This window comes from Streptomyces sp. NRRL F-5727, assembly GCF_000719555.1.
Taxonomy (GTDB): domain Bacteria; phylum Actinomycetota; class Actinomycetes; order Streptomycetales; family Streptomycetaceae; genus Streptomyces.
On record NZ_JOGX01000051.1, the window covers coordinates 17,040 to 39,069 of the forward strand.

16 protein-coding genes are annotated in these 22,030 nt (G+C 74.5%); 6 read left to right on the forward strand and 10 right to left on the reverse strand.

Annotated features, from left to right (window positions below):
• Positions 1–58 precede the first annotated feature (58 nt).
• Positions 59–361 (reverse strand): Dyp-type peroxidase domain-containing protein, encoded by a 303-nt coding sequence (locus tag IF73_RS42880; protein WP_107049344.1) that lies wholly within the window; start codon positions 359–361, stop codon positions 59–61.
• Positions 313–2,826: an ATP-dependent Clp protease ATP-binding subunit gene (locus IF73_RS0127780; protein ID WP_031012869.1), complete on the reverse strand. Its 2,514-nt coding sequence runs from the start codon at positions 2,824–2,826 to the stop codon at positions 313–315. Before IF73_RS0127780 ends, IF73_RS42880 begins: the two co-directional genes overlap by 49 nt.
• A 220-nt stretch (positions 2,827–3,046) precedes the next feature.
• On the opposite strand from IF73_RS0127780, the gene IF73_RS0127785 reads away from it, so the two are divergent.
• Positions 3,047–3,595 carry a GNAT family N-acetyltransferase gene (locus tag IF73_RS0127785; protein ID WP_031012870.1) on the forward strand — a complete coding sequence of 183 codons (549 nt, stop codon included), beginning with the start codon at positions 3,047–3,049 and terminating at the stop codon, positions 3,593–3,595.
• Positions 3,596–3,699: 104 nt separating this feature from the next.
• The gene (locus tag IF73_RS0127790; protein WP_031012872.1) at positions 3,700–3,981 is read left to right on the forward strand and encodes a pyrimidine/purine nucleoside phosphorylase; all 282 of its coding nucleotides are present in this window, start codon (positions 3,700–3,702) and stop codon (positions 3,979–3,981) included.
• A gap of 1 nt (position 3,982) precedes the next feature.
• On the opposite strand, the gene IF73_RS0127795 is transcribed toward IF73_RS0127790, so the two are convergent.
• From IF73_RS0127795 to IF73_RS0127810, 4 genes are all read right to left on the reverse strand, one after another.
• Positions 3,983–5,911, reverse strand: coding sequence for an ABC transporter permease (locus tag IF73_RS0127795; RefSeq protein WP_031012874.1), 1,929 nt, complete (start codon positions 5,909–5,911; stop codon positions 3,983–3,985).
• A complete protein-coding gene (modA, locus tag IF73_RS0127800; protein ID WP_031012875.1) occupies positions 5,908–6,690 on the reverse strand; it encodes a molybdate ABC transporter substrate-binding protein in 783 nt (260 codons plus the stop codon). The genes IF73_RS0127795 and modA overlap by 4 nt, the downstream gene beginning before the upstream one ends.
• A 20-nt stretch (positions 6,691–6,710) precedes the next feature.
• The gene (locus tag IF73_RS0127805) at positions 6,711–7,106 is read right to left on the reverse strand and encodes a TOBE domain-containing protein (protein ID WP_031012877.1); all 396 of its coding nucleotides are present in this window, start codon (positions 7,104–7,106) and stop codon (positions 6,711–6,713) included.
• Positions 7,107–7,295: 189 nt separating this feature from the next.
• On the reverse strand, positions 7,296–11,447 hold the full coding sequence (locus tag IF73_RS0127810; protein ID WP_234338364.1) for a bifunctional nitrate reductase/sulfite reductase flavoprotein subunit alpha: 4,152 nt from the start codon (positions 11,445–11,447) through the stop codon (positions 7,296–7,298).
• 424 nt (positions 11,448–11,871) lie between these two features.
• Between IF73_RS0127810 and IF73_RS0127815 the strand changes: the two genes are divergently transcribed.
• On the forward strand, positions 11,872–13,218 hold the full coding sequence (locus IF73_RS0127815; protein ID WP_031012882.1) for a PHB depolymerase family esterase: 1,347 nt from the start codon (positions 11,872–11,874) through the stop codon (positions 13,216–13,218).
• A gap of 9 nt (positions 13,219–13,227) precedes the next feature.
• On the opposite strand, the gene IF73_RS0127820 is transcribed toward IF73_RS0127815, so the two are convergent.
• Together IF73_RS0127820 and IF73_RS0127825 are read right to left on the reverse strand one after the other, a co-directional pair.
• Positions 13,228–14,406 carry an acyl-CoA dehydrogenase family protein gene (locus IF73_RS0127820; RefSeq protein ID WP_031012884.1) on the reverse strand — a complete coding sequence of 393 codons (1,179 nt, stop codon included), beginning with the start codon at positions 14,404–14,406 and terminating at the stop codon, positions 13,228–13,230.
• Between the two features lie 154 nt (positions 14,407–14,560).
• Positions 14,561–14,761, reverse strand: coding sequence for a hypothetical protein (locus IF73_RS0127825; RefSeq protein WP_031012886.1), 201 nt, complete (start codon positions 14,759–14,761; stop codon positions 14,561–14,563).
• 839 nt (positions 14,762–15,600) lie between these two features.
• Between IF73_RS0127825 and IF73_RS0127830 the strand changes: the two genes are divergently transcribed.
• A complete protein-coding gene (locus IF73_RS0127830) occupies positions 15,601–17,682 on the forward strand; it encodes a SpoIIE family protein phosphatase (protein ID WP_031012887.1) in 2,082 nt (693 codons plus the stop codon).
• A gap of 10 nt (positions 17,683–17,692) precedes the next feature.
• Positions 17,693–18,721, forward strand: a complete 1,029-nt coding sequence (locus IF73_RS0127835; protein WP_031012888.1) for a PHP domain-containing protein — start codon at positions 17,693–17,695, stop codon at positions 18,719–18,721.
• Positions 18,722–18,863: 142 nt separating this feature from the next.
• Here the strand turns inward: IF73_RS0127835 and IF73_RS0127840 are convergent, their stop codons facing one another.
• Positions 18,864–20,261 (reverse strand): NADP-dependent succinic semialdehyde dehydrogenase, encoded by a 1,398-nt coding sequence (locus IF73_RS0127840; protein ID WP_031012890.1) that lies wholly within the window; start codon positions 20,259–20,261, stop codon positions 18,864–18,866.
• Between the two features lie 100 nt (positions 20,262–20,361).
• A complete protein-coding gene (locus tag IF73_RS0127845) occupies positions 20,362–21,021 on the reverse strand; it encodes a ThuA domain-containing protein (RefSeq protein WP_031012892.1) in 660 nt (219 codons plus the stop codon).
• Positions 21,022–21,181: 160 nt separating this feature from the next.
• On the opposite strand from IF73_RS0127845, the gene IF73_RS0127850 reads away from it, so the two are divergent.
• Positions 21,182–22,027: a DUF3626 domain-containing protein gene (locus IF73_RS0127850; protein WP_051717380.1), complete on the forward strand. Its 846-nt coding sequence runs from the start codon at positions 21,182–21,184 to the stop codon at positions 22,025–22,027.
• The last annotated feature ends 3 nt before the right edge of the window (positions 22,028–22,030 follow it).

Sequence of the window (22,030 nt, forward strand, 5' to 3'; positions counted from 1 at the left end):
GCCGGGGCGGGCGCCGCGCCCGCACACCGGGGCCCGCGACGGCACGCCGGTCAGCCGCTCAGCCGGTGACGACGAAGACGGCGCGCCGGGCCCGCAGGTGGAGCAGCAGGTCGCCGGGGGTGGCGGGGGTCAGGTGCCGGGGTCCCTGGAGGGGGGCGAAGGGGTGGAGGTCGCGCGGGCGGGTGCCGCCGACGAGCCGGTCCCAGGCGTCGGAGGCGAGGCCGGCGACACAGGCGCGAGGGGGTGCCGGGATTGCGCGGATCGTCGAAGGCGGCGTCGGGGCGAGACGACACGGCCCCGACGCGCCGGCGGTTACGCGGCGGGGGCCGCGTCGGCGGGGGTCCCCTTGCGGACGGTGCAGTGGAGGGAGTCGTCGACGACGTCCGCGACGATCGTGTCGCCGGGGTCCGCCTCGCCGCTCAGCAGGAGGGAGGCGACCCGGTTGTCGAGCTCCGTCTGGATGGTGCGGCGCAGCGGGCGGGCGCCGAACTCCGGCTGGTAGCCGTGGGCGACGAGCAGCTTCGTCGCGGCCTCGGTGACCTCCAGGGTCATGCCCTGGGCGTGGACGCGGTGCTTGCTGCGGTCGAGGAGGTGCCCGACGATCTCGGTGAGGTCCTTCTCGGTGAGGCTGTGGAAGACGATGATGTCGTCGATGCGGTTGAGGAACTCGGGCAGGAACCGGCCGCGCAGGTCCTCCGTCAGCTCGTCCTTCAGCTCGGCCGCGTCGCCCTCGTGGGCGAGGATCCGGTGGGCGCCGATGTTGGACGTCATGATGACCACGCAGTGGCGGAAGTCGACGGTGCGGCCCTGGCCGTCCGTCAGGCGCCCGTCGTCGAGGACCTGCAGGAGGGTGCTGAAGACGTCCTGGTGGGCCTTCTCGACCTCGTCGAAGAGGACCACGCTGTACGGCTGGCGGCGGACCTTCTCGGTGAGCTGGCCGGCCTCCTCGTAGCCGACGTATCCGGGCGGGGCGCCGACGAGGCGGGCGACGGTGTGCTTCTCCTGGAACTCGCTCATGTCGAAGCGGATCATCCGGTCCTCGTCGCCGAAGAGCAGCTCGGCGAGGGTCTTGGCGAGTTCCGTCTTGCCGACGCCGGTGGGGCCGAGGAAGAGGAAGGAGCCGACGGGCCGGTCGGGGTCGCCCATGCCGGCGCGGTTGCGGCGGACGGCCTCGGAGACGGCGGTGACGGCCTCGTCCTGGCCGACGATCCGGGCGTGCATCTCCTCCTCCAGCTTGAGCAGGCGCTCCTTCTCGCTGGTGGTGAGCTGGGCGACGGGGATGCCGGTGCGGCGGGAGACGATGTCGGCGATGTCGGCGGCGGTGACGGAGACGACCCCCTCGCGGCGTTCCTCGATGCCGGCGAGCTCGCCCTCGACCTCGGCGATCTCGTCCTTGAGCCGCTTGGCCTTCTCGAACTCCTCGGCGGCGACGGCCTGGTCCTTCTCGCGGCGCAGCTTGGCGAGCCGGTCCTCGCGGCTGATCACCTCGGTGGAGCGGCCGGCGCTGCGCAGCCGGACCCGGGCGCCGGCCTGGTCCATGAGGTCGATGGCCTTGTCGGGGAGGAAGCGGTCGCTGATGTACCGGTCGGAGAGTTCGGCGGCCGCGGCGAGGGCGCCGTCGGCGAACCGGACCTGGTGGTGGGCCTCGTACGCGTCCCGGAGCCCTTCGAGGATCTGGACGGTCTCCTCGACGGTCGGCTCGGGGACGAGGACGGGCTGGAAGCGGCGTTCGAGCGCGGCGTCCTTCTCGATGTACCTGCGGTACTCGTCGATGGTGGTCGCGCCGACGACGTGCAGCTCGCCGCGGGCGAGGGCGGGCTTCAGCATGTTGCCGGCGTCCATGGAGCCCTCGCCGGTGGCGCCCGCGCCGACGACGGTGTGGAGCTCGTCGATGAAGAGGACGATCTCGCCCTCGGACTTCTGGACGTCCTCGATGACCTTCTTGAGGCGTTCCTCGAACTGGCCGCGGTACTGGGCCCCGGCGACCATGCCGGAGAGGTCGAGGGAGACGACCCGCTTGTCCTTGAGGGTGTCGGGGACCTCCCCGGCGACGATCCGCTGGGCGAGGCCCTCGGCGATGGCGGTCTTGCCGACGCCGGGCTCGCCGATGAGGACGGGGTTGTTCTTGGAGCGGCGGGAGAGGATCTCGATGGTCTGCTCGATCTCCTCGGCGCGGCCGACGACCGGGTCGAGCCTCCCGGCCCGCGCCTCCTCGGTGAGGTCGCGGCCGTACTCGTCGAGGGTGGTGGCGGGCTGCTTCGGTGCGGCGGGCGCCGTGGTGTCGCCGCCGCGCGCGGCCTGGTCGGTCACGCCGCGCAGCTTGGAGACGTCGAGGTCCTCGGCGCGCAGGGAGCGGGAGGCGCCGGAGTCGGCGTCGCCGAGGAGGGCGCTGAGGATGTGCTCGGGGCCGATGTACGAGACGCCGGCGGCCTGCGAGGTGGCGTGGGCGAGCGCGAGGGTCCGCTTGGCGGCGGGGGTGAGGCCGGGCTCGGCGGAGGGCTCGGCGGCCTCGTGGGGCAGCACCTTGGCGATCCTGTCGGCGAGTGCGTCCGGGTCGACGCCGGAGCGGGCGAGCAGCCGCCGGGTGGGCTCGACCTGGGTGGCGGCCCACAGCAGGTGTTCGGTGTCGAGGTCGGTGGTGCCGTCCTCGACGGCCTTGCGCGTGGCCGTGTTGAGGAGTGCGTGGGAGGACTCGGTGAGGAGCCGGCCGATGGGGACCCGCTGGACGGCCGGCGGCGACGAGGCGGGCGACATGCCGAAGAAGCGGTTCAGCAGGTCGCCGAAGGGGTCGGAGGGGCCGAAGGAGGAACCGAACGCCATCGACATGATCAGTGCTCCCGGAGGGCGTGGGGGTGTCACCAGAGGTCACCCACACTCAAACCCGGCCGCCAGGGGTCCGCAAACGGAACCGGACGGGCTGACGCGGCACCGTGGACGCCGCACGCGTGCGTGGGGTTGACGGGACGAGCTTCGCACCGGGGGAGGAACGGCACGCCCGCGGACGGCGGTCACCGGGAGCCGCCGGTCCGGGCCTACGATCGGCGGAATGACCGCTCCGGAAGCCCCTGCCCCGCTGATCCGCACCGCGACCGACGGCGACCTCGACGCGGTCGCCGCGATCTACGCGCACTACGTCGAGCACACCGTGGTCACCTTCGACGAGACGCCGCCGCCGGTGTCCTTCTGGCGGGCCCGTCTGGCCGATCTGTCCGCCCGCGGCCTGCCCTTCCTGGTGGCGGAGGACGCGGGGCGGATCGCCGGGTACGCGTACGCCTCGCCGTGGCGTCCGAAGCCGGCGTACCGCCACTCCGTCGAGAACTCGGTCTACCTCTCGCCGGAGCACACGGGCCGGGGCCTGGGCGGTTCCCTGATGGAGGCTCTGCTCGCGTCCTGTGCGGCGGCGGGCGTGCACCAGATGATCGCCGTCGTGGCGGACTCGGGCACGGCCGCGTCGTTCGCCCTCCACCGGCGCCTCGGCTTCACGGAGGCCGGCCGGCTGCGGGCCGTGGGGCACAAGCACGGGCGCCGGCTGGACACGGTCCTCCTGCAGCGGACCCTGCCGGCGGGCGAGGAGGGCGGGGAGTCCGCCCAGTGAGAGGGCCGTCCGCCGGGCGGGCGGCGCGGCTAGGGTGACCCCGCCCGCCGCCGGCAGCCGCGCGGACGGGCGCCTCCTGCCTGCCGATCTTCCCGAGGATGCCCATGTTCACGGTCAACGAGTACTTCGACGGCACCGTCAAGTCCATCGCGTTCACCCAGGAGGAGGGCCGGGCCACCATCGGCGTCATGGCCCCCGGCTCGTACGAGTTCGGCACCGCCGCGCCGGAGACCATGCACGTGGTCAGCGGCGCCCTGACGGTCCTGCTGCCGGGCGCCGACGACTGGCGGACCTTCGCCGCCGGGGAGCGCTTCGAGGTGCCGGGCGAGAGCGCCTTCCAGCTCAGGGTCGAGGTGGAGACGGCGTACCTCTGCGAGTACCGCTGACCTAGAGCGGGACGACCGTCGTCTCGGTCGCCTTCACGCTCGTCCACACCGTCACGCCGTCGGCCAGGCCGAGTTCCGCGGCGGCCTGCGGCGTGATCTCGGCGACCAGGTCCGGCGTCCGCCCGGAGGTGATCAGGACCCGCAGCCGGCTGCCGCTGCCGGTGATCTCGCGTACGGTTCCGGGCCAGACGTTGCGGGGGCTGCCCGCGGGCTTCTCGCGGTGGACCGAGACCGCCTCGGGCGCGACCACCGCCAACGCGCGCGTGCCCGGCGGCGGAGGGTCGGCCGCGACCAGGACACCGCCGGCGTCGAGGGTCAGGCCCTCGGCGGTGGCCGTGCCCGGCCAGGCGTTGCGGCCCAGCATGCGGGCCACCCACGGCGAGCGGGGGTGGCGGGTGACCTCGGCCGGAGCGGCGTCCTGCAGGGCGCGGCCCTCGTCGAGGACGAGCACCCGGTCCGCGAGCGAGACCGCCTCGACGGGGTCGTGGGTGACGATCAGGCACACGCCGCCGAACCCGGCCAGGTGGGTGCGGAGCGTGTGCCGCACCTGCGCCCGGGTCGTCTGGTCGAGGGCGGCGAGCGGTTCGTCGAGGACGAGGAGCCGGGGCCGGGCGGCCAGCGCGCGGGCCAGGGCGACCCGCCCGGCCTGCCCGCCGGACAGCTGGGACGGCCTGCGGTGGGCCAGGTGGCCCACCCCGAGGCGGTCGAGCCAGCCCTGCGCCTCCCGCCGGGCCTCGGCGCGCGCGACGCCCTGGACGCGCAGCCCGTACGCGGTGTTGGCGAGGGCCGTCATGTGGGGGAAGAGGGCGCCGTCCTGCGGTACCCACGCGACCCGCCGCCGGTGCGGGGGCAGCGTGGTGACGTCCTCGTCCCCGAGCCGGAGGTCCGCGTGGGCCCGGGGGGTCAGCCCGAGGAGGGCCCGCAGCAGCGTGGTCTTGCCGGCGCCGTTCGGTCCGACGACGGCGATGGTGGTGCCGGGGTCGGCGTCCAGGGTGAGCCGGGTGTAGCCGGTGACCTCGGCGTGCAGCCCCCAGCGCTCGCCGGAGGGAAGCAGCGGGCGCGTCGGTGCCCGGGGCTCCGTGCCCGGCTCGGCGGTGGCCGTGATCCCGCGGACCCGGCGGTCCGCCGGGGTGCCCGTCCACCGCCCGCGCAGGGCGATCAGCACACCCATCGCGATGGCCAGCAGGAGCAGGGAGACCGAGGTCGCGGCCTCCGGCTCGTCCTGGAGCAGCAGATAGACCTGGAGCGGCAGGGTCTGCGTGGTGCCGGGCAGGTTGCCGGCGAAGGTGATGGTGGCGCCGAACTCGCCGAGGGCCCGCGCCCAGGTCAGCGCCGCGCCCGCGAGGACGCCCGGCGCGACCATCGGCAGGGTCACGGTGAAGAAGACGCGGACCGGTGAGGCGCCGAGGGACGCCGCCGTCTCCTCGTAGCGGGGCCGCAGTCCGCCGAGCGCGCCCTCCAGGCTGATGACGAGGAAGGGCATGGCGACGAAGGTCGCCGCGAGCACGGCCCCCGAGGTGTGGAAGGGGAGCGTGATGCCGAAGGTGTCCCGCAGCCAGGGGCCTAGGAGCCCGCGCCGGCCGAAGGCGAGGAGCAGCGCCACTCCGCCGACGGTCGGCGGCAGCACCATCGGCAGCAGGACCAGCGAGCGTACGAACGCCTTGCCCGGGAAGGGCACCCGGGCCAGCAGCCAGGCCAGCGGGACGCCGAGCAGCAGCGAGAGGCCGAGCGCCCAGAAGGAGACGAGCAGCGAGAGCTTGAGCGCCTGGACGGTGCCGGGTGCGCTCAGGTGGTCCGCGAGCTCCCCCCACTCGGTCCGGACGAGGATGCCGAGCAGCGGCAGGGCCAGGAAGGCCACGGCCGCCAGCGCGGGCAGCGCCAGGGTGAGCGGGGGCCGGGCGCCGGACGTGCGTACGCGCGCGCGTGTCATGGCTTCTGGAAGCCCGCGTCCTGGAGGATCTTCTGGCCTTCCGGCGAGGACAGCCAGGCGACGAACGCGGCGGCGGCCTCGGCGTGCTCCGAGTCCTTCAGCGGGGCGGCGGGGTACTGGGCGACGGCGTTCTGGCCGTCCGGGATCTCCACGGCGTCGACCTTGTCGGCGGCGCTCGCGGCGTCCGTCCGGTAGACGAGACCGGCGTCGGCCTCGCCGAGTTCGACCTTGCTGAGCACGGAGCGCACGTTGGGCTCCTCGGAGACCGGCTTCACCGTGAGGTGCTGCTTGTCGAGGATCTGCCGGCTGTACTTGCCCGCCGGTACCTCGGGGGCGGCGAGGACCACCTTCAGCTTCGGGTCGGCGAGGTCCGCAAGGGCGTCGACCTTGAAGGGGTTGCCCTCGGCGGTGGCGATGACGAGCCGGTTCCTCGCGATGATCGCCGGGGTGCCGGTGTCGGCCTTCACCTTGTCCATGCTCTTGGTGTCGGCGGTGACCAGGACGTCGGCGGGCGAGCCCTGCGACACCTGGGCGACCAGCTCCTGCGAGCCGGCGAAGGAGAAGGTGATCTTCGTGCCGGGGTGGGCCTTCTCGTACGCGGCTCCCGCGGTCTTGAAGACGTCGGTGAGGGACGCTGCGGCGAGGACCGTGAGGTCGGCGCCCTCGGCGCCGGCGTCGTTCTTCGTGTCGTCGCCGGTGCCGCAGGCCGCGAGCGGCACGAGCAGGGCGGCGGTGAGCACGGCGGCGGAGGCGCGGCGTGCGGCGGGGGTGAGGGACATGAGGGTCGGGGCTCCCGGTGTCAGGCGCGGTCGATGTGCACGCTGGTGGACTTCACGCGGGCGGTGGCCCGCATGCCGACCTCCAGTCCCAGCTCCTCCACGGCCTCCCTGGTCAGCAGGGAGACCAGCCGGTGGGGACCGGCCTGGATGGTGACCTGGGCGGCGACGTCCCCGAGCTTGATCGCGGTGACGATCCCCGGGAAGGCGTTGCGGGCCGACGTGTACGACGGGTCGTCGCCCTCGCCCTCGCCCTGCGCGATCTCCACTGCGAACGCGGCGAGCGATCTGCCGTCGATCACGCGCCGGCCGCTCTCGTCGCGGTGGGTGGCGACCCTGCCCGCGTCCGCCCAGCGGCGGGCCGTGTCGGGGCTGACGCCGAGGAGACGTGCGGCCTGTCCGATGGTGTAGGACTGCATGTGCGCCACGTTAGGCCGTTTGGGGTCTCATCTGCAACAAGATCATGCGACCCTCCATCGCTCCTGCGAGGGGAGCCGTAGGAAACGACGAGAGGGCCGCCCGGCCGTCTCTCTCCGCTCCGGCCCCTTATCTCTCCGCTCCGGTCTCTCTCTGCTCCGGCCCTCTCTCTTCCCTCCGGCCCGCCCCGGTCAGTACACGTCCCGGACGTATCGTTTCTCCACCGCCATCTGCTTCACGTACGCGGCCGCCTCCTCCTCGCCCATGCCGCCGTGCCGGGCGACGACCTCGCGGAGCGTGCGGTCGACGTCCTTCGCCATGCGGGCCGCGTCGCCGCACACGGCGAGGTGCGCGCCGTCCTGGAGCCAGGACCAGAGGGCCGCGCCGTGTTCGCGCATGCGGTCCTGGACGTAGACCTTGGCGCGCTGGTCGCGGGAGAAGGCGGTGTCGAGCCGGTCGAGCCGGCCGCTCGCCAGGTGCGCCTCCAGCTCCTCGCGGTAGTAGAAGTCGGTGGCCTCGCGCTGCTCGCCGAAGAAGAGCCAGTTGCGGCCGGTGTGGCCGCGGGCAGCGCGGTCCTCCAGGAAGCCCACGAAGGGGGCCACGCCGGTGCCGGGACCGACCATGACGAGCGGCGCGGTGGGGTCGGCCGGCGGGCGGAAGTGCGGGGAGCGCTGGACGAAGACCTGCACCGGGCCGTCGTCGGCGTGGTCGGCGAGGTACGCGGAGCAGACGCCGGTGCGGTCGCGGCCCCGGTCGTTGGCGTAGCGGACCACGGAGACGGTGAGGCGGACCTCGCCCGGGTGGGCGAGGGGGCTGGAGGAGATCGAGTACAGGCGCGGCTGGAGGCGCCTGAGGACGCCCGCCCAGTCGGCGGCGGAGGCCCGGACCGGGTGGGCGCCGATCAGGTCGGCCGCCTGGAGGCCCCAGCTCCACTTGGCGAGCTCGTCCTGGTTGCCGGGGCGGAGGAGCCGCTTCAGTTCGTGGCTGCCGGTGCGTTCGGCCACGAAGCGGAGCAGGTCGGGGGTGATGCGCGCGAGGTCGAGGCGGGTCCGCAGGGCCTCGGCCAGCGGCAGCGGGCCGGCGCCTCCGGCGTCGACCGGCTCGGCGGGGTCGAGCCCGGTGAGGGCCAGCCATTCGGCGACGAGCGCGGGGCTGTTGGCCGGCCACACGCCGAGGGCGTCGCCCGCCTCGTAGGCCAGTTCGCCGCCCCGCGTGTCGAAGGTGAACTGCCGCACCTCCTTCTCCGACCCGGGCAGGCTCAGCCGCCGGTTGCCGATGAGGAGGGTGGGGAACGGCGCCGCCTTCGTGTACCGCGCCGGGGCGGACGGCCGGGGCGGCGCCGGCGCCGGTGCCGGGGCCGGGACCGGCGCCGGGGCGGGGGCCGGGGCGGTGAGGAGGGGCAGCAGGGCCGCGAGCCAGGCGGCGGAGCTCTCCTCGTGGTCGGGTTCGCAGTCGGTACGGGGGTGCAGGCGGCCGGCCCCGAGCTCGGCCAGCCGCTCGTCCACCCGGCGGCCGTACCCGCAGAAGTCGTCGTAGCTGGAGTCGCCGAAGGCGAGCACGGCGTACCGCACGCCCTCTAGGCGGGGGGCGTCGGGCGCGCTGAGGGCCTGCCAGAACGCGGCGCCGTTGTCCGGGGCGTCGCCGTCGCCGAAGGTGCTGGTGACGACCAGCAGGTCGGTGTCGGTCCCGATGTCCGCGGGGGCGACGCCCTCCATGGCGAGGACGGCCGGTTCCCGCCCCGCCGCGGAGAGGCGGGCGGCGGCGGACGCGGCGAACTCCTCGGCGGTGCCGGTCTGGGAGGCCCACAGGACGAGGAGGCGACGGGCGGCCGGGGCGCCGGGCCCGTCCGCCCGCGCGGCGGGGTGCGCGGGCGCGTCCGCGGGCGGGTCCGCGCGGGAGAACAGCCCGGCCAGGACGCCGTCGACCCAGAGGCCGTGGGCGGGGGCGAGGGGCGCGGAGGCGGGCAGCACCGGCACCCGCCCGTCGGTGGGCCCGCTCGACAGTCCGGTCAGATAGCCGGCGAGGTACCGGCGCTCCGGTTCGGTGAAGGCCGGCGGCACGAGGTCCGCGACGCCGAAGAGCGCGGCGAGGGCGGGCACCGGCCCGGCCGTCGGCGCGAGAGCGGGCACGGGAGCGAGGGCGGGCTCGGGCGCCGCCTCGGCGGGCCGGACCGGTGGCACGGGGGCGATCGTCCTCGTCAGGGCCACCGCGCACGCCTTGAACTCGGGCTGGAAGGAGAGCGGGTCGACGGCGTCGTTGGTGACGGCGTTGACGCTCAGGTACTCGCCGAAGAGGTCGTTCCAGTGGAAGGGGGCGAAGCAGTTCCCCGGCGCGACCCGGTCGGTGACCACCGCGGGCAGGACGGCCCGGCCGCGCCGCGAGGCGATCTCCAGGTGGTCGCCGTCGGCGACCCCGAGCGCGCGGGCGTCCTCGGGGTGGACCTCGACGAAGGGCCCGGGGGCGAGCTTCGTCAGTTTGGCGACCTTCCCGGTCTTGGTGAGGGTGTGCCACTGGTGCTGGAGGCGGCCGGTGTTGAGGACGAACGGATACGCGTCGTCGGGCAGTTCGGCGGCGGGCAGGTGCGGCCGCGCGAAGAAGCGGGCGCGTCCGCTCGGCGTGGGGAAGGCCAGCCGGGGGCGGCTGCCGTCCTCCCGGACGAGGAGGGTCTGGCTGACGCCGTCGTTGAGGTAGCGGACCGGGTGGCGGTCGGCGTCGTCGCCGGGCGGGGCGGGCCACTGCACGGGGTTGACGCGCAGCCGCTCGTACGAGACGCCGCGCAGGTCCCAGCCGGTCTGCGGGTTCCACGCGCGCTTGAGCTCCTCGAAGACCTCCTCGGCGGAGGCGTACGTGAAGGCGTCGGCGAAGCCCATGGCGCAGGCGACGCGGGCGATGAGCTGCCAGTCGGGCAGGGCCTGTCCGGGCGGGTCGACGACGCCCTGGACGAGGGTGAGGTCCCGTTCGGAGTTCACCATGACGCCGTCGGACTCCGCCCACAGCGTGGCGGGGAGTACGACGTCCGCGTAGGCGTTGGTCTCGGTCTCCGCGAACACGTCCTGGGTGATGACGAGTTCGGCCTTCTCGAGGGCGGCGACGACGGTGCCGCGGTGGGCGACGGAGGCGACGGGGTTGGTGCAGATGATCCAGCACGCCTTGACGGCGCCGGCCGCCATCCGCTCGAACATGTCGATCGTGCCGCTGCCCGCGTCGGTGCGCAGCGAGCCCTCCGGGATGCCCCACAGCCCCTCGGTGAAGGAGCGGTCGGCGGCGGAGAGCACCGAGCGCTGTCCGGGCAGTCCGGGCCCCATGTAGCCCATCTCGCGGCCGCCCATGGCGTTGGGCTGGCCGGTCAGCGAGAACGGCCCGGCGCCCGGCCGGCAGATCGCCCCGGTGGCGAGGTGGAGGTTGACCAGCGCGTTGGTGTTCCAGGTGCCGTGGGTGGACTGGTTGAGCCCCATCGTCCAGCAGCTCGTCCACGCGCCGGCCTCGCCGATCCAGCGGGCGGCCCGCCGGATGTCGGCCTCCGGTATGCCGGTGATCTCGGCGACCGCGGCGGGCGGGTAGTCGGCGAGGAAGGCGGGCATGTCCGCCCAGCCCTCGGTGAACTCGGCGACGAAGTCCTCGTCCACGTGCCCGTTCTCGACGAGCAGGTGGAGCAGGCCGTTGAGCAGGGCGAGGTCGGTGCCGGGCCGGATCCGGAGGAAGAGGTCGGCCTTGTCGGCGGTGGCGGTGCGCCGGGGGTCGACGACGATCAGCTTCGCCCCGGCGGTCCTCACCCGCTCCATCATCCGCAGGAAGAGGATCGGGTGGCAGTCGGCCATGTTGGAGCCGATCACCAGGAACACGTCCGCGTGGTCGAGGTCCCGGTAGGAGCCGGGCGGGCCGTCCGCGCCGAGCGACAGTTTGTATCCGGTGCCCGCGGACGCCATGCAGAGCCGGGAGTTGGACTCGATCATGCTCGTGCGCACGAAACCCTTGGCCAGTTTGTTGGCCAGGTACTGCGCCTCCAGCGACATCTGCCCGGAGACGTAGAAGGCCAGGGCGTCGGGCCCGTGCTCGTCCAGGATCGCGCGCAGCCGCCGGGCCACCTCGGCGACGGCGTCGTCGACGTGCGTGGGGACGGGCTCGCCGCCGCGCTCCGCCCGGACCAGGGCCGTCTCGGCCCGGCCGGGGGCGGCCATCATGTCGGCGCTGGTGGCCCCCTTGGTGCACAGCCGCCCGAGGTTCGCGGGGTGGGCCCTGTCGCCCGAGACCCCGGCGGCCCGCCGCCGCCCGGTGGCCTCGTCCCGCGTGACGTCGAGGACGATGCCACAGCCCACCCCGCAGTACGAGCAGGCCGTGCGCACGGCCCCGGTCCCCGTTCCCGGCGCTGCCACCGGCGCCCCCTTCCGATCGACACCCGGTGGGAAATCTCCCACGTCCGTGACGGTAGGAAGACGCGGTTTCCGGACGATCACGCGCCACACGCGCGGGGGGTTACACCGCCCGCACGCGCGCGCGTGGCGGACGGTGAGGTGGCTTGGTCAGCGTCGAAGCGCTTCGTTCGATCGAGGGGACACTCCCCTGCTCACTCTCCGGCGACGCACGACGGTCGGAGACCGGACGGCCTCGCCTCCCCCACCTCATTGACATCACATCCGGAGTGATGGGAGCGTCGAAGCGCTTCGCTCGTGGCTCCCAGGCCCCACCAACCACCGGGTCTCCCCCGCCGGTTCGGCCGGCCGAACGGCAGCAGCGTCTCCGGCCCCGTACTCCAGAAAGGACATTGTCATGTCCCGGTCGTCGAAGAAGAGAAGCGTCAGAGACGTGCTGGTCGCCCTGCTGATGGGGATCGCACCGCTCGTCGCGGCCCTCGGGCTGACCGGCGCCTCGGCCGGCCCCGCGTCGGCCGCGTCACTGACCGAGGTGACCGCCTTCGGCAGCAACCCCGGAAACCTGCGGATGTACGTCTACAAGCCCGACAGCGCTCCGGCGCGAGCGCCGGTGCTCGTGGCGGTGCACTACTGCACCGGCACGGGGCCCGCCTTCCACGCGAACACGGAGTTCGCCCGCCTGGCCGACCAGTACGGCTTCATCGTCGTCTACCCGGACGCGAACGTCAGCGGGCAGTGCTTCGACGTCTCCTCGCCCCAGGCGCTCAGGCACGACGGGGGCAGTGACCCCACGAGCATTGCCCAGATGGTCCGGTACACCGTGCAGAACATGAACGCCGACGCCCGCCGGGTGTACGTCACCGGCGCCTCGTCCGGCGCGATGACGACCAACGTCCTGCTCGGCACCTACCCCGACCTGTTCAAGGCCGGTGCGGCGTTCTCGGGCGTTCCGTTCGGCTGCTTCGCCACCACCAACGGTTCCGGCTGGAACAGCGACTGCGCCACCGGCAAGATCAGCAAGACCCCGCGGGAGTGGGGCGACCTCGTCCGAAACGCCTACCCGGGGTACACCGGCCCCCGGCCGCGGATGCAGCTGTGGCACGGCACCGAGGACGACGTGCTGCGCTACGCGAACTTCGGCGAGGAGATCAAGCAGTGGACCGATGTGCTCGGGGTGAGCCGGACCCCGGCCTCCACCGACTCCCCGGAGTCCGGCTGGACCCGCACCCGCTACGGCGCCACCGGCACGCAGGCTCCGGTCGAGGCGAACAGCTTCCAGGGCGTCGGGCACACGCTGCCCGCCCGCGGCATGGCGGCCCGGGCCATCGCCTTCTTCGGACTCGACGGCTCCGGCGGGACCACCCCGGGTCCGATCCGCGCCGACGCTTCGGGCAAGTGCCTGGACGTGCCCGCCTTCTCGCAGACCAACGGCGTCCAGACGCAGATCTGGGACTGCACCGGCCAGACGAACCAGACCTGGACCGCGACGTCGGCCGGGCAGCTCACCGTCTACGGCGGGGCGAAGTGCCTCGACGCCACCGGGACCGCGGCCGGCGCCGCGGTCGCGATCTGGGACTGCAACGGCGGCACCAACCAGCGGTGGAACCTCAACCCCGACGGCACCGTCACCAGCGTCCGGTCGGGCCTGTGCCTCGATGTGACCGGTGCCTCCACCGCGAACGGCGCACGGGTCGGACTGTGGGGCTGCCACGGCGGCGGCAACCAGCAGTGGCGCCTCGGCTGACACCACCGCTCAGCGGCGGACGCGGGGCATGCCGAGGCCGATCCAGGAGATGATCTCGCGCTGGATCTCGTTGTTGCCGCCGCCGAAGGTGAAGATCACGGCGGAGCGGTAGCCGCGCTCGAGTTCGCCGTGGAGGACGGCGCCGGGGGAGCCTTCCTTGAGGGCGCCGGCGGCGCCGACGACCTCCATGAGGGCGGCGTAGGCGTCGCGGCGGGCCTCGGAGCCGTAGACCTTGACGGCGGAGGCGTCCTGGGGGGTGAGGGTGCCGTGGTGGACGGCGTTGACCATCTGCCAGTTGAGGAGCTTCATCGCGTCGAGGCGGGTGTGGGTGCGGGCGAGGCCGCGGCGGACCCAGGGGAGGTCGATGACCCGGCGGCCGTCGGAGAGGAGGGTGTCGGCGGCCCAGCGGCGCACGTCGTGGAGGGCGCGGATCGCCATGGTGCCGTGGGCGGCGAGGGTGACGCGCTCGTGGTTGAGCTGGTTGGTGATGAGCCGCCACCCCTTGTTCTCCTCGCCGACCCGGCGCGAGACGGGGACGCGGACGTCGTCGTAGTAGCTGGCGGTGGTGTCGTGCGAGGCGAGGGTGTTGATCACCGTGCACGAGTAGCCGGGGTCGGTGGTCGGCACCAGGAGCATGGTGATGCCCTTGTGCGGGGCCGCGTCCGGGTCGGTGCGGACCGCGAGCCAGACCCAGTCGGCGGTGTCGCCGTTGGTCGTCCAGATCTTCTGCCCGTTGACGACGTACGTGTCCCCCTCGCGCACCGCGCGGGTCTTCAGGGCCGCGAGGTCGGTGCCGGCGTCGGGCTCGCTGTAGCCGATGGCGAAGTCGATCTCGCCGGAGAGGACGCGGGGCAGGAAGTACGCCTTCTGCTCGTCGGTGCCGAACTGCATGATCGTCGGTCCGACCGTGTTCAGCGCCATGAGCGGCAGCGGGACGCCCGCCTGCGCGGCCTCGTCGAAGAAGATGAACTGCTCCATCGGCGTGAGGCCGCGCCCGCCGTACTCGGTGGGCCAGCCGACGCCGAGCCAGCCGTCCGCGCCGAGGCGGCGGATCGTCTCGCGGTAGAAGCGCTTCTGGGCCGCCGGGTCCCCGTACCGGCTGTGCACGTCCTCGGGGACGAGCTCCGCGAAGTAGGCCCGCAGCTCGGCGCGCAGGCGGTTCTGTTCCGGCGTGTACTGCAGGTGCATCCCGGCCTCCCGTGGCGGCTCCGTCGTCCCTGGGCACGACGGCCGTCACGGTAGAACGTGTTTCACAAATGTGGAAGGCCCGGGGCGCGGCGCGTGCCGGCCCGGGCCCCGGGGTACGCGCGCGTGCCCGGGCCGGGGGCGCGCGGCTCGGACCTTACGGAAGGAGTTCGTCCAGGGATGCGCGGCCCTTCTCCGCCATCCGGCGCTCGGCCCAGGCCAGGGTCTTCGGCGTCACGTCCCGGCCGGAGGCGAGCACCAGGTCCTCCGCCGTGAACTCGCCCTCGGAACCGGCGTGCAGCAGCCGGTCGGGCGTCGGTACGTCCCCCCGGGACTTCTCGTCGGGCTCAGCGTTCATGCCGTCTCCTCCATGCTTCTGCGGGTGGGTCCCGGCACTCGCCATTCTCGTGTCCGCTCCGCCGCCCCGCATCCGGGCGCCCCGCGCGGGCCCGGGATCCGCCGTCCGCCGCAGCAGGGCGGCCGCCTCCACGACCGCGAGCGCCGCGCCCGCCGCGTACTCCCCGTCGTACGCCTCCGGGGTGAGCGCGGCCCGCAGCACGGCCTCCGCGCGGCGCCGGATCAGGGTCTCCGTCTGCGGGGTGTACGGGCGGAAGCCCCCGCCCCGGCCCCCGCCGGCGTGGGCGTCGTACGCGCCGAGGAGCCGGGCCCCGGTGCGGGCGTCGCCGCTCCGGCCGCGCCCGCCGAGCGCCCACGCGCCCGTCGCGAACTGGGCGACCAGCAGGTACGGCGCCACCAGCCGCGCCAGCGTCTCCAGGTCGTCGACCGCGCGGGCGAGCCGCTCCAGGGCCCGTCCGTACCCGCCGTCCATGCAGTCCACCCAGGCCCGCATGCCGCCGACGCCCTCGGGGCCCGGGGCGCCCCCGGCCCACACCTGGCCGGCGAGGGCGGCCACCGGGACGGGCCGGCCCCCGGCGGCGGCGAGCGCGGCGAAGAGGGCGGCGAGGCGGGCGCCGCGCACCGGGCCCTCCGTGCCGTCGGCGTGCGGGGCACGGCCGGGACCGAGGACGCGGTAACGAGGCTGCACCGCCCCATTCTGCCCCGGCCGCCCGGCCCGCCCCGGCGTCGCTCCGGGGTCGGTACGGGCCGGTACGGGGGCCGCGCCGGCCGACGGCGTGCGGGCGCCACGCCGTGTCGCAGCCATGGCGTCCGCGGGGCGCGGGTTCGACAATGGGGAGGATGACCGACGACGATCCGCGAGGGCGCACGGGCGGGATCGGGCCCGCCGAGTGGCTCGCCATGAACCGGACCGGCAGCTTCGACTGGGACCTCGACACGGGCACCATCGATGTCGACGCGTCCGGGCTGCTGGTCTTCGGCATGTCCCCGGAGGGTTTCGACGGGCGGCCGGAGACCCTGGTGGCGCGGCTCGACCCGGCGGAGCGGACGCGTCTGGACCGGGTGGTGCGGGCCGCGGTGACCGGCGGTGACACCTCGTACAGCGCCCACTTCCCGATCCCGCAGGACGACGGGACACCCCATTGGACGCATGTGCTGGCGCGGATCCTGCGGGACGGAGACGGGTGGGCGCACCGGATCGTGGGGGCGGTGCGGGACACCACGGCGGAGGTGTCGCACGCGGCCTTCGTGCAGCAGCTGGAGAAGCGCCGCGAGATGCAGACGAGCATCGTCGAGCGGACCACGCACGCGCTGTCGCGGGCGGTGACGGTGGACGACGTGACGGCCGCGCTCACGGGGCCGGGCGGCCTGGCCCGGCTGGGCGCGGACGGGCTGGCGCTGGGGCTGGTCGAGAACGGTTCGCTGAACGTGATCGCGCTGAGCGGCGACTCCCTGGAGGTGCTGGACGGGCTGCGGCTGCGGCGGCTCGACGACGGGCTGCCGCTGGCGGACGCGGTGCTGAGCGGCCGGCCTCGGTTCGTGTCCTCGTTCGCCTCGCTGGGGCGGGACTTCCCGGAGCTGGCCCCGTATCTGGGCCGGCTGCCGTTCCAGGCGGCCTGCTATCTGCCGCTGGTGGCGCAGGCGCGTTCGCTGGGCGGGATGGCGCTGTTCTACCGGGGGCGTACGGCGTTCACGGCCGACGAGCGGAACCTGGCCCTCGGACTCGCGGCGATCGTCGCCCAGTCGCTCCAGCGGGCGATCCTCTTCGACGAGGAGCGGGAACTGGCCACCGGCCTCCAGGAGACGATGCTGCCGCGCCGGATCCCGGAGATCTCCGGCGGGGAGATCGCGGTCCGGTACCACGCGGCGTGGAGCGGCCGGCAGGTCGGCGGCGACTGGTACGACGTGATCGCGCTGCCGCGCGGCCGGGTGGGCATCGTCGTCGGCGACGTGCAGGGCCACGACACCCACGCGGCGGCGATCATGGGCCAGTTGCGGATCGCGCTGCGGGCGTACGCGGGCGAGGGCCACGCCCCGTCCACGGTGCTCGCCCGGGCCTCCCGCTTCCTCGCGGAGCTGGACACCAACCGCTTCGCGACCTGCACCTACGCGCAGGTGGACCTGGCGAGCGGGACCGTGCGGGCGGTGCGGGCCGGGCATCTGGGGCCGCTGATCCGGCACACCGACGGGCGGGTGGGACAGCCGAAGCTGCGCGGCGGGATGCCGCTCGGACTCGCCACCGTGTTCGGCGAGGAGGAGTTCCCGGAGACCCGGCTCGACCTGGTGCCGGGAGAGACGCTGGTGCTGTGCACGGACGGTCTGGTGGAGCAGCCCGGCACCGACATCGAGGCGGGGCTGGCGGCCCTGTCGGAGGCGGTGAGCAGCGGGCCTCCGCAGGCGGAGGCGCTGGCCGACCACCTGTCGGAGCGGCTGTGGGAGCGGTGGGGGTCGGGAGACGACGTGGCGCTGCTGGTGCTGCGGCGGAGTCCGGACCCGGGGACGCCGCGGGCGCCGCGCATCCACCAGTACATCCACCAGGCCGATCCGCAGGGGCTCTCGGACGCGCGGGCGGCCGTGGGCCAGGCGCTGCGGGACTGGGGGATGCCGGAACTCGCCGACGACGCGGAGCTGTTGACGGGCGAGCTGCTGGTCAACGTGCTGCTGCACACCGAGGGCGGGGCGGTGCTCACCCTGGAGGTGCTGCCGGAGCCGGTGCGGCGGGTGCGGCTGTCGGTGCAGGACCGGTCGAGCGCCTGGCCCCGCCGGCGTACGCCGGGCGAGGCGGCGACGTCGGGCCGGGGGCTGCTCCTGATGGACGCGCTGGCCTCCCGCTGGGGGGTGGAGCCGCGCGGCGAGGGCAAGGCGGTGTGGTGCGAGATCGGTCCGGCGCCGGTGGGCGCGGACGCGTCGGGCGGCGGCTGAGGAGCCGGTCATGGATCCTGTGGCGGCGTTGAACCGGATCGCGTTCCTGCTGGAGCGCGGCGGCGGCCCGGCCTATCGGGCGCGGGCGTTCCGGACGGCCGCGGCGGCGGTGGAGGCCCTGCCGGCGGGCGAGGCGGAGCGGCGGGCGGCGGCGGGCACGCTGGAGTCCCTGAAGGGGGTGGGCCCGAAGACGGCGGGGGTGGTGCGGGAGGCGCTGGAGGGCCGGGTGCCGGACTATCTGGCCGGCCTGGAGGAGAAGCTGGCGGAGTCGCTGGAGGTGGAGCCGGCCGAGCCGGGCGGGGGGCGGGAGCTGCGGGCGGCGCTGCGCGGCGACTGTCACCTCCACTCGGACTGGTCGGACGGCGGGGCGTCGATCGAGGCGATGGGCCGGGCCGCGATCGAACTGGGGCACGACTGGGCGGTGCTGACGGACCATTCGCCGCGGCTGACCGTGGCCCGGGGCCTGTCGCCCGAGCGGCTGCGGGAGCAACTGGACGTGGTGGCCGCGCTGAACGAGCGGTGGGCGCCCTTCCGGCTGCTCACCGGCATCGAGTGCGACATCCTCGACGACGGCTCGCTCGACCAGGAGCCCGAACTCCTCGACCGGCTCGACCTGGTGGTGGGGTCGGTCCACTCGAAGCTGCGGATGGACGCGCGGGCGATGACCCGGCGGATGGAGACCGCGGTGCGGAACCCGCTGATGGACGTGCTCGGCCACTGCACCGGCCGGCTCGTCGCGGGCGGGCGGCTGCGGCCCGCGTCGGAGTTCGACGCGGAGCGGGTGTTCGCGGCGTGCGCGGAGGCGGGCACGGCGGTGGAGATCAACAGCCGTCCGGAACGGCTCGACCCGCCGCGGCGGCTGCTGCGGCTCGCCGTGGAGACGGGGGCGTACCTGGCGGTCGACACGGACGCGCACGCACCGGGCCAGCTGGCCTGGCAGATCCTCGGCTGCGCGCGGGCGGAGGAGTGCGGCGTCCCCGCCGGGCGCGTGATCAACACGTGGGACGCGGACCGGCTGCTGGCGTGGACGCGGGAGTAGGACGGACCGCGGTTCTTTCCGGGGTTCGGTCCCCAGGGCTCTGGTTCGGGCCCCAGGGCGCTGGTTCGGGCGCGGGGCTCGGGGCCAGGCGCGGGGCCTCGGGGCCAGGCGCGGGGCTCTGGGTCAGGCGCGCTGACGGGGCTCAGGCGCGCTGCCAGACCGTCGTGGCGTTGCAGAACTCCTTGATGCCGTGGCCGGACAGCTCGCGCCCGTAGCCCGAGCGCTTGACGCCGCCGAAGGGGAGCGCCGGGTGGGAGGCGGTCATGCCGTTGACGAAGACGCCGCCGGCCTGGAGGTCGCGGACGAAGAAGTCGACGTCCTCGTCCCGGCGGGTCCACACGTTCGAGCTGAGCCCGAACGGCGAGTCGTTGGCGACCGCCACCGCCTCCTCCGCGTCCCGGACCGCGTAGACGGTCGCCACGGGGCCGAAGGTCTCCTCCTGGTGGATCCGCATCTCGGGGGTGATGCCGGTGAGGACGGTGGGCCGGTAGTACCAGCCGCGGGCCAGCTCCGGCTCCTCGGGACGGTGGCCGCCGCACAGCGCGGTGGCGCCGAGCCGGACGGCGTCGTCGACGAGTTCCTCCAGGTCGGCGCGGCCCTTCTCGGTGGCGAGGGGTCCGACGTCGGTGGACTCGTCGAGGGGGTCGCCGACGGTGAGGGCGTTCATGGCCGCGGTGAACCGCTCGGTGAAGTCCTCGTACACGTCCTCGTGGACGATGAACCGCTTGGCGGCGATGCAGGACTGGCCGTTGTTCTGCACGCGCGCGGTGACGGCGGTCTTCACGGCCCGGACGATGTCCGCGGAGGGCATCACGATGTACGGGTCGCTGCCGCCGAGCTCCAGGACGGTCTTCTTGACGACGTCGCCGGCGACGGAGGCGACGGCCCGGCCGGCCGGTTCGCTGCCGGTGAGCGTGGCGGCGGCGACCCGGGGGTCGCGGAGCACCGCCTCGACGTCGCCGGAGCCGATCAGCAGGGTCTGGAAGCAGCCGTCGGGGTAGCCGGCGCGGCGGAACAGGTCGCCGAGGTAGAGCGCGGTCCTGGGCACGTTGGAGGCGTGCTTGAGGAGTCCGGTGTTGCCGGCCATGAGGGCGGGCGCGGCGAAGCGGATCACCTGCCAGAGGGGGAAGTTCCACGGCATCACGGCGAGGACCGGGCCGAGCGGCCGGTAGTGGACGCGGGCGCGGTCGGCGCCCGAGTCCCGGACGTCGCTCTCGGCCGGGTGCTCGTCGGCGAGCAGTTCCTCGGCGTGCTTGGCGTACCAGCGCATGGCCTTGGCGCACTTGCCGGCCTCGGCACGGGAGGCGGTGAGGGGCTTGCCCATCTCCAGCGTCATGGTGCGGGCGATGTCCTCGGCGTCCTCGTCGAGGAGGGTGGCGGCGGCGCGCAGCAGACGGGCCCGCTCGGCGAACGGCGTGGTGCGCCAGTGGCGGAACGCCTCGTGGGCGGCGGCGATGCGCCGCTCCACCTCGTCCGGCCCGTGCGCGTCGTAGGTGCGCAGCGTCTCGCCGGTGGCGGGGTTCACGGTGGCGATGGCCATGGCCTTCTCCTCCTGCGTCGGCCCCCACCGGAAACCTCCCGCTTCCGGCGCCGTGGCGCAAGGGGGGCGGGTGCGGTGGGGTGACGCACGCGCGCGTGGGTCACCCGAGGAGCCAGGCCAGGGCCCCGTCGAGATGGGCCTGGAAGACGGGGTCGCGGTACGCCTCCGGGGTGTGGCCGAGGGCCGTGAAGAGGAAGCGGCCCGCGTCCACGGTCCGGCACCAGGCGATCGGGTGGTCGTCGCCGAGCGTGCCGCCCTCGTACGCGGTCTCGTCGGCGCGCAGCAGCACGCGGACGCCCGCGGCGCGCGGGTGGGAGGCGTACTCGTACCACTCGTCCGTCCACTCCCAGCGGCCCGGCAGCGGCGCGCAGGCGGGGTGGCCGGCGTCCTCGACGAGGACGGCGCCGGGCTGGAGCGGGGGGTGGCCGGCGAAGCGGGTGCCGAGGAGGTCGCCGTAGAAGGGCCAGTCGGGTTCGGCGTTGGCGGCGGCGTGGACGGCGAGCAGCGCGCCGCCGCCGCGCAGGTACGCCTCCAGGGCGGTGCGGCCCTCGGGGGTGAGGACGGTGCCGGTGGTGGAGAGCAGGACGACGAGGGCGCGGCCGGCGAGTCCGCCGGCGGTGAACGCGGCGGGGTTCTCGGTGGTCTCGGCGGTGAGCCCCCGGGCGGCGGCGAGGGCGGTGAGGGCGGCGGCGCCGTCGGGGATGGAGTCGTGCCGGTACCCGGCGGTGCGGGTGTAGACGAGGACGTCGGGGGTGGGCACGGGGGGCTCCTGGGGTGCGGGACGGACGAGCGGGGAGAGCCGCGGCCGAGGGGCCGCCGGGGCCGGCAGGGTGGGCAAGCGCTTTCCCCTCCCCTTCGCCGTGACCGTAGCCAGCGAAATCCGCGTGCCGCAAGCCCGTCGGCTCGGGCAGACTCCCCGCATGACGACGACCTCCGCCTCCCGCCCGTCCCCCTCCCCGCTCCACGACACGGCCCTGCGGGCGCTGGCGCACGTGGAGGCCCGGTCGTCGGGGGCGCCGCTGGACCCGGCCCTGCGGGTCACCCTCAACTTCCACCCGCACTTCCTGGACGCGCTGGCCGACGACGGCGTCTATCGCTCGCAGTTCGTGACCGGCACCAGCAACGGCGGGCTCACCGCCCGGCCCGGCGGCGACCGGTGGCGCTGGGAGAGCCGGATCTTCGGCGGCGCGTACGACGAGGCGCCGGCCCACGAGCGCCCGGTCTACGGCGCCCTGGACTTCCGCCGCCGCCCCTACGGCGCCGCGCCCCGCTTCGGCTCCGCCCATCTGCGTCTGACGCCGGAGGCCACCGCCCGGACGAGCTTCTGCTACCCCGACAGCTTCCTGGAGCCGGCCGACTTCGGGGTGGCGTCCCGGATGGGCCTGGTGGCGCTGGCGGAGGCGGACGCGGCCGATCCGCTGGACGACTACGTCGAGGCGCAGGTCCACGGCCCGGTCGAGATCGCGCGGGACGTGGAGGCGCTGGTCCTGGACCCGAGCCACCGCGGCACCGCCGTGGAGGCGGCGGCCCGCAGGCTGCCGTGCCCCGTCGAGTGGCACGCCGGCTTCCGCCTCACCGTCGCCGAACTCCGCCGCCACCCCGACTTCCGCGGCCCCGAGTACGTCGACCTGGGCGCCCGCATCGCCGTCGACGGCCTGCTGGACCCGCGCATCGTCCAGGACGCGTCACTGTCCGGCGCGTACGACCCCCAGGACGTCAAGAAGGTCTGGCACTACCTGGCCCGCTTCGGCGCCCCCTCCTCCTGACCC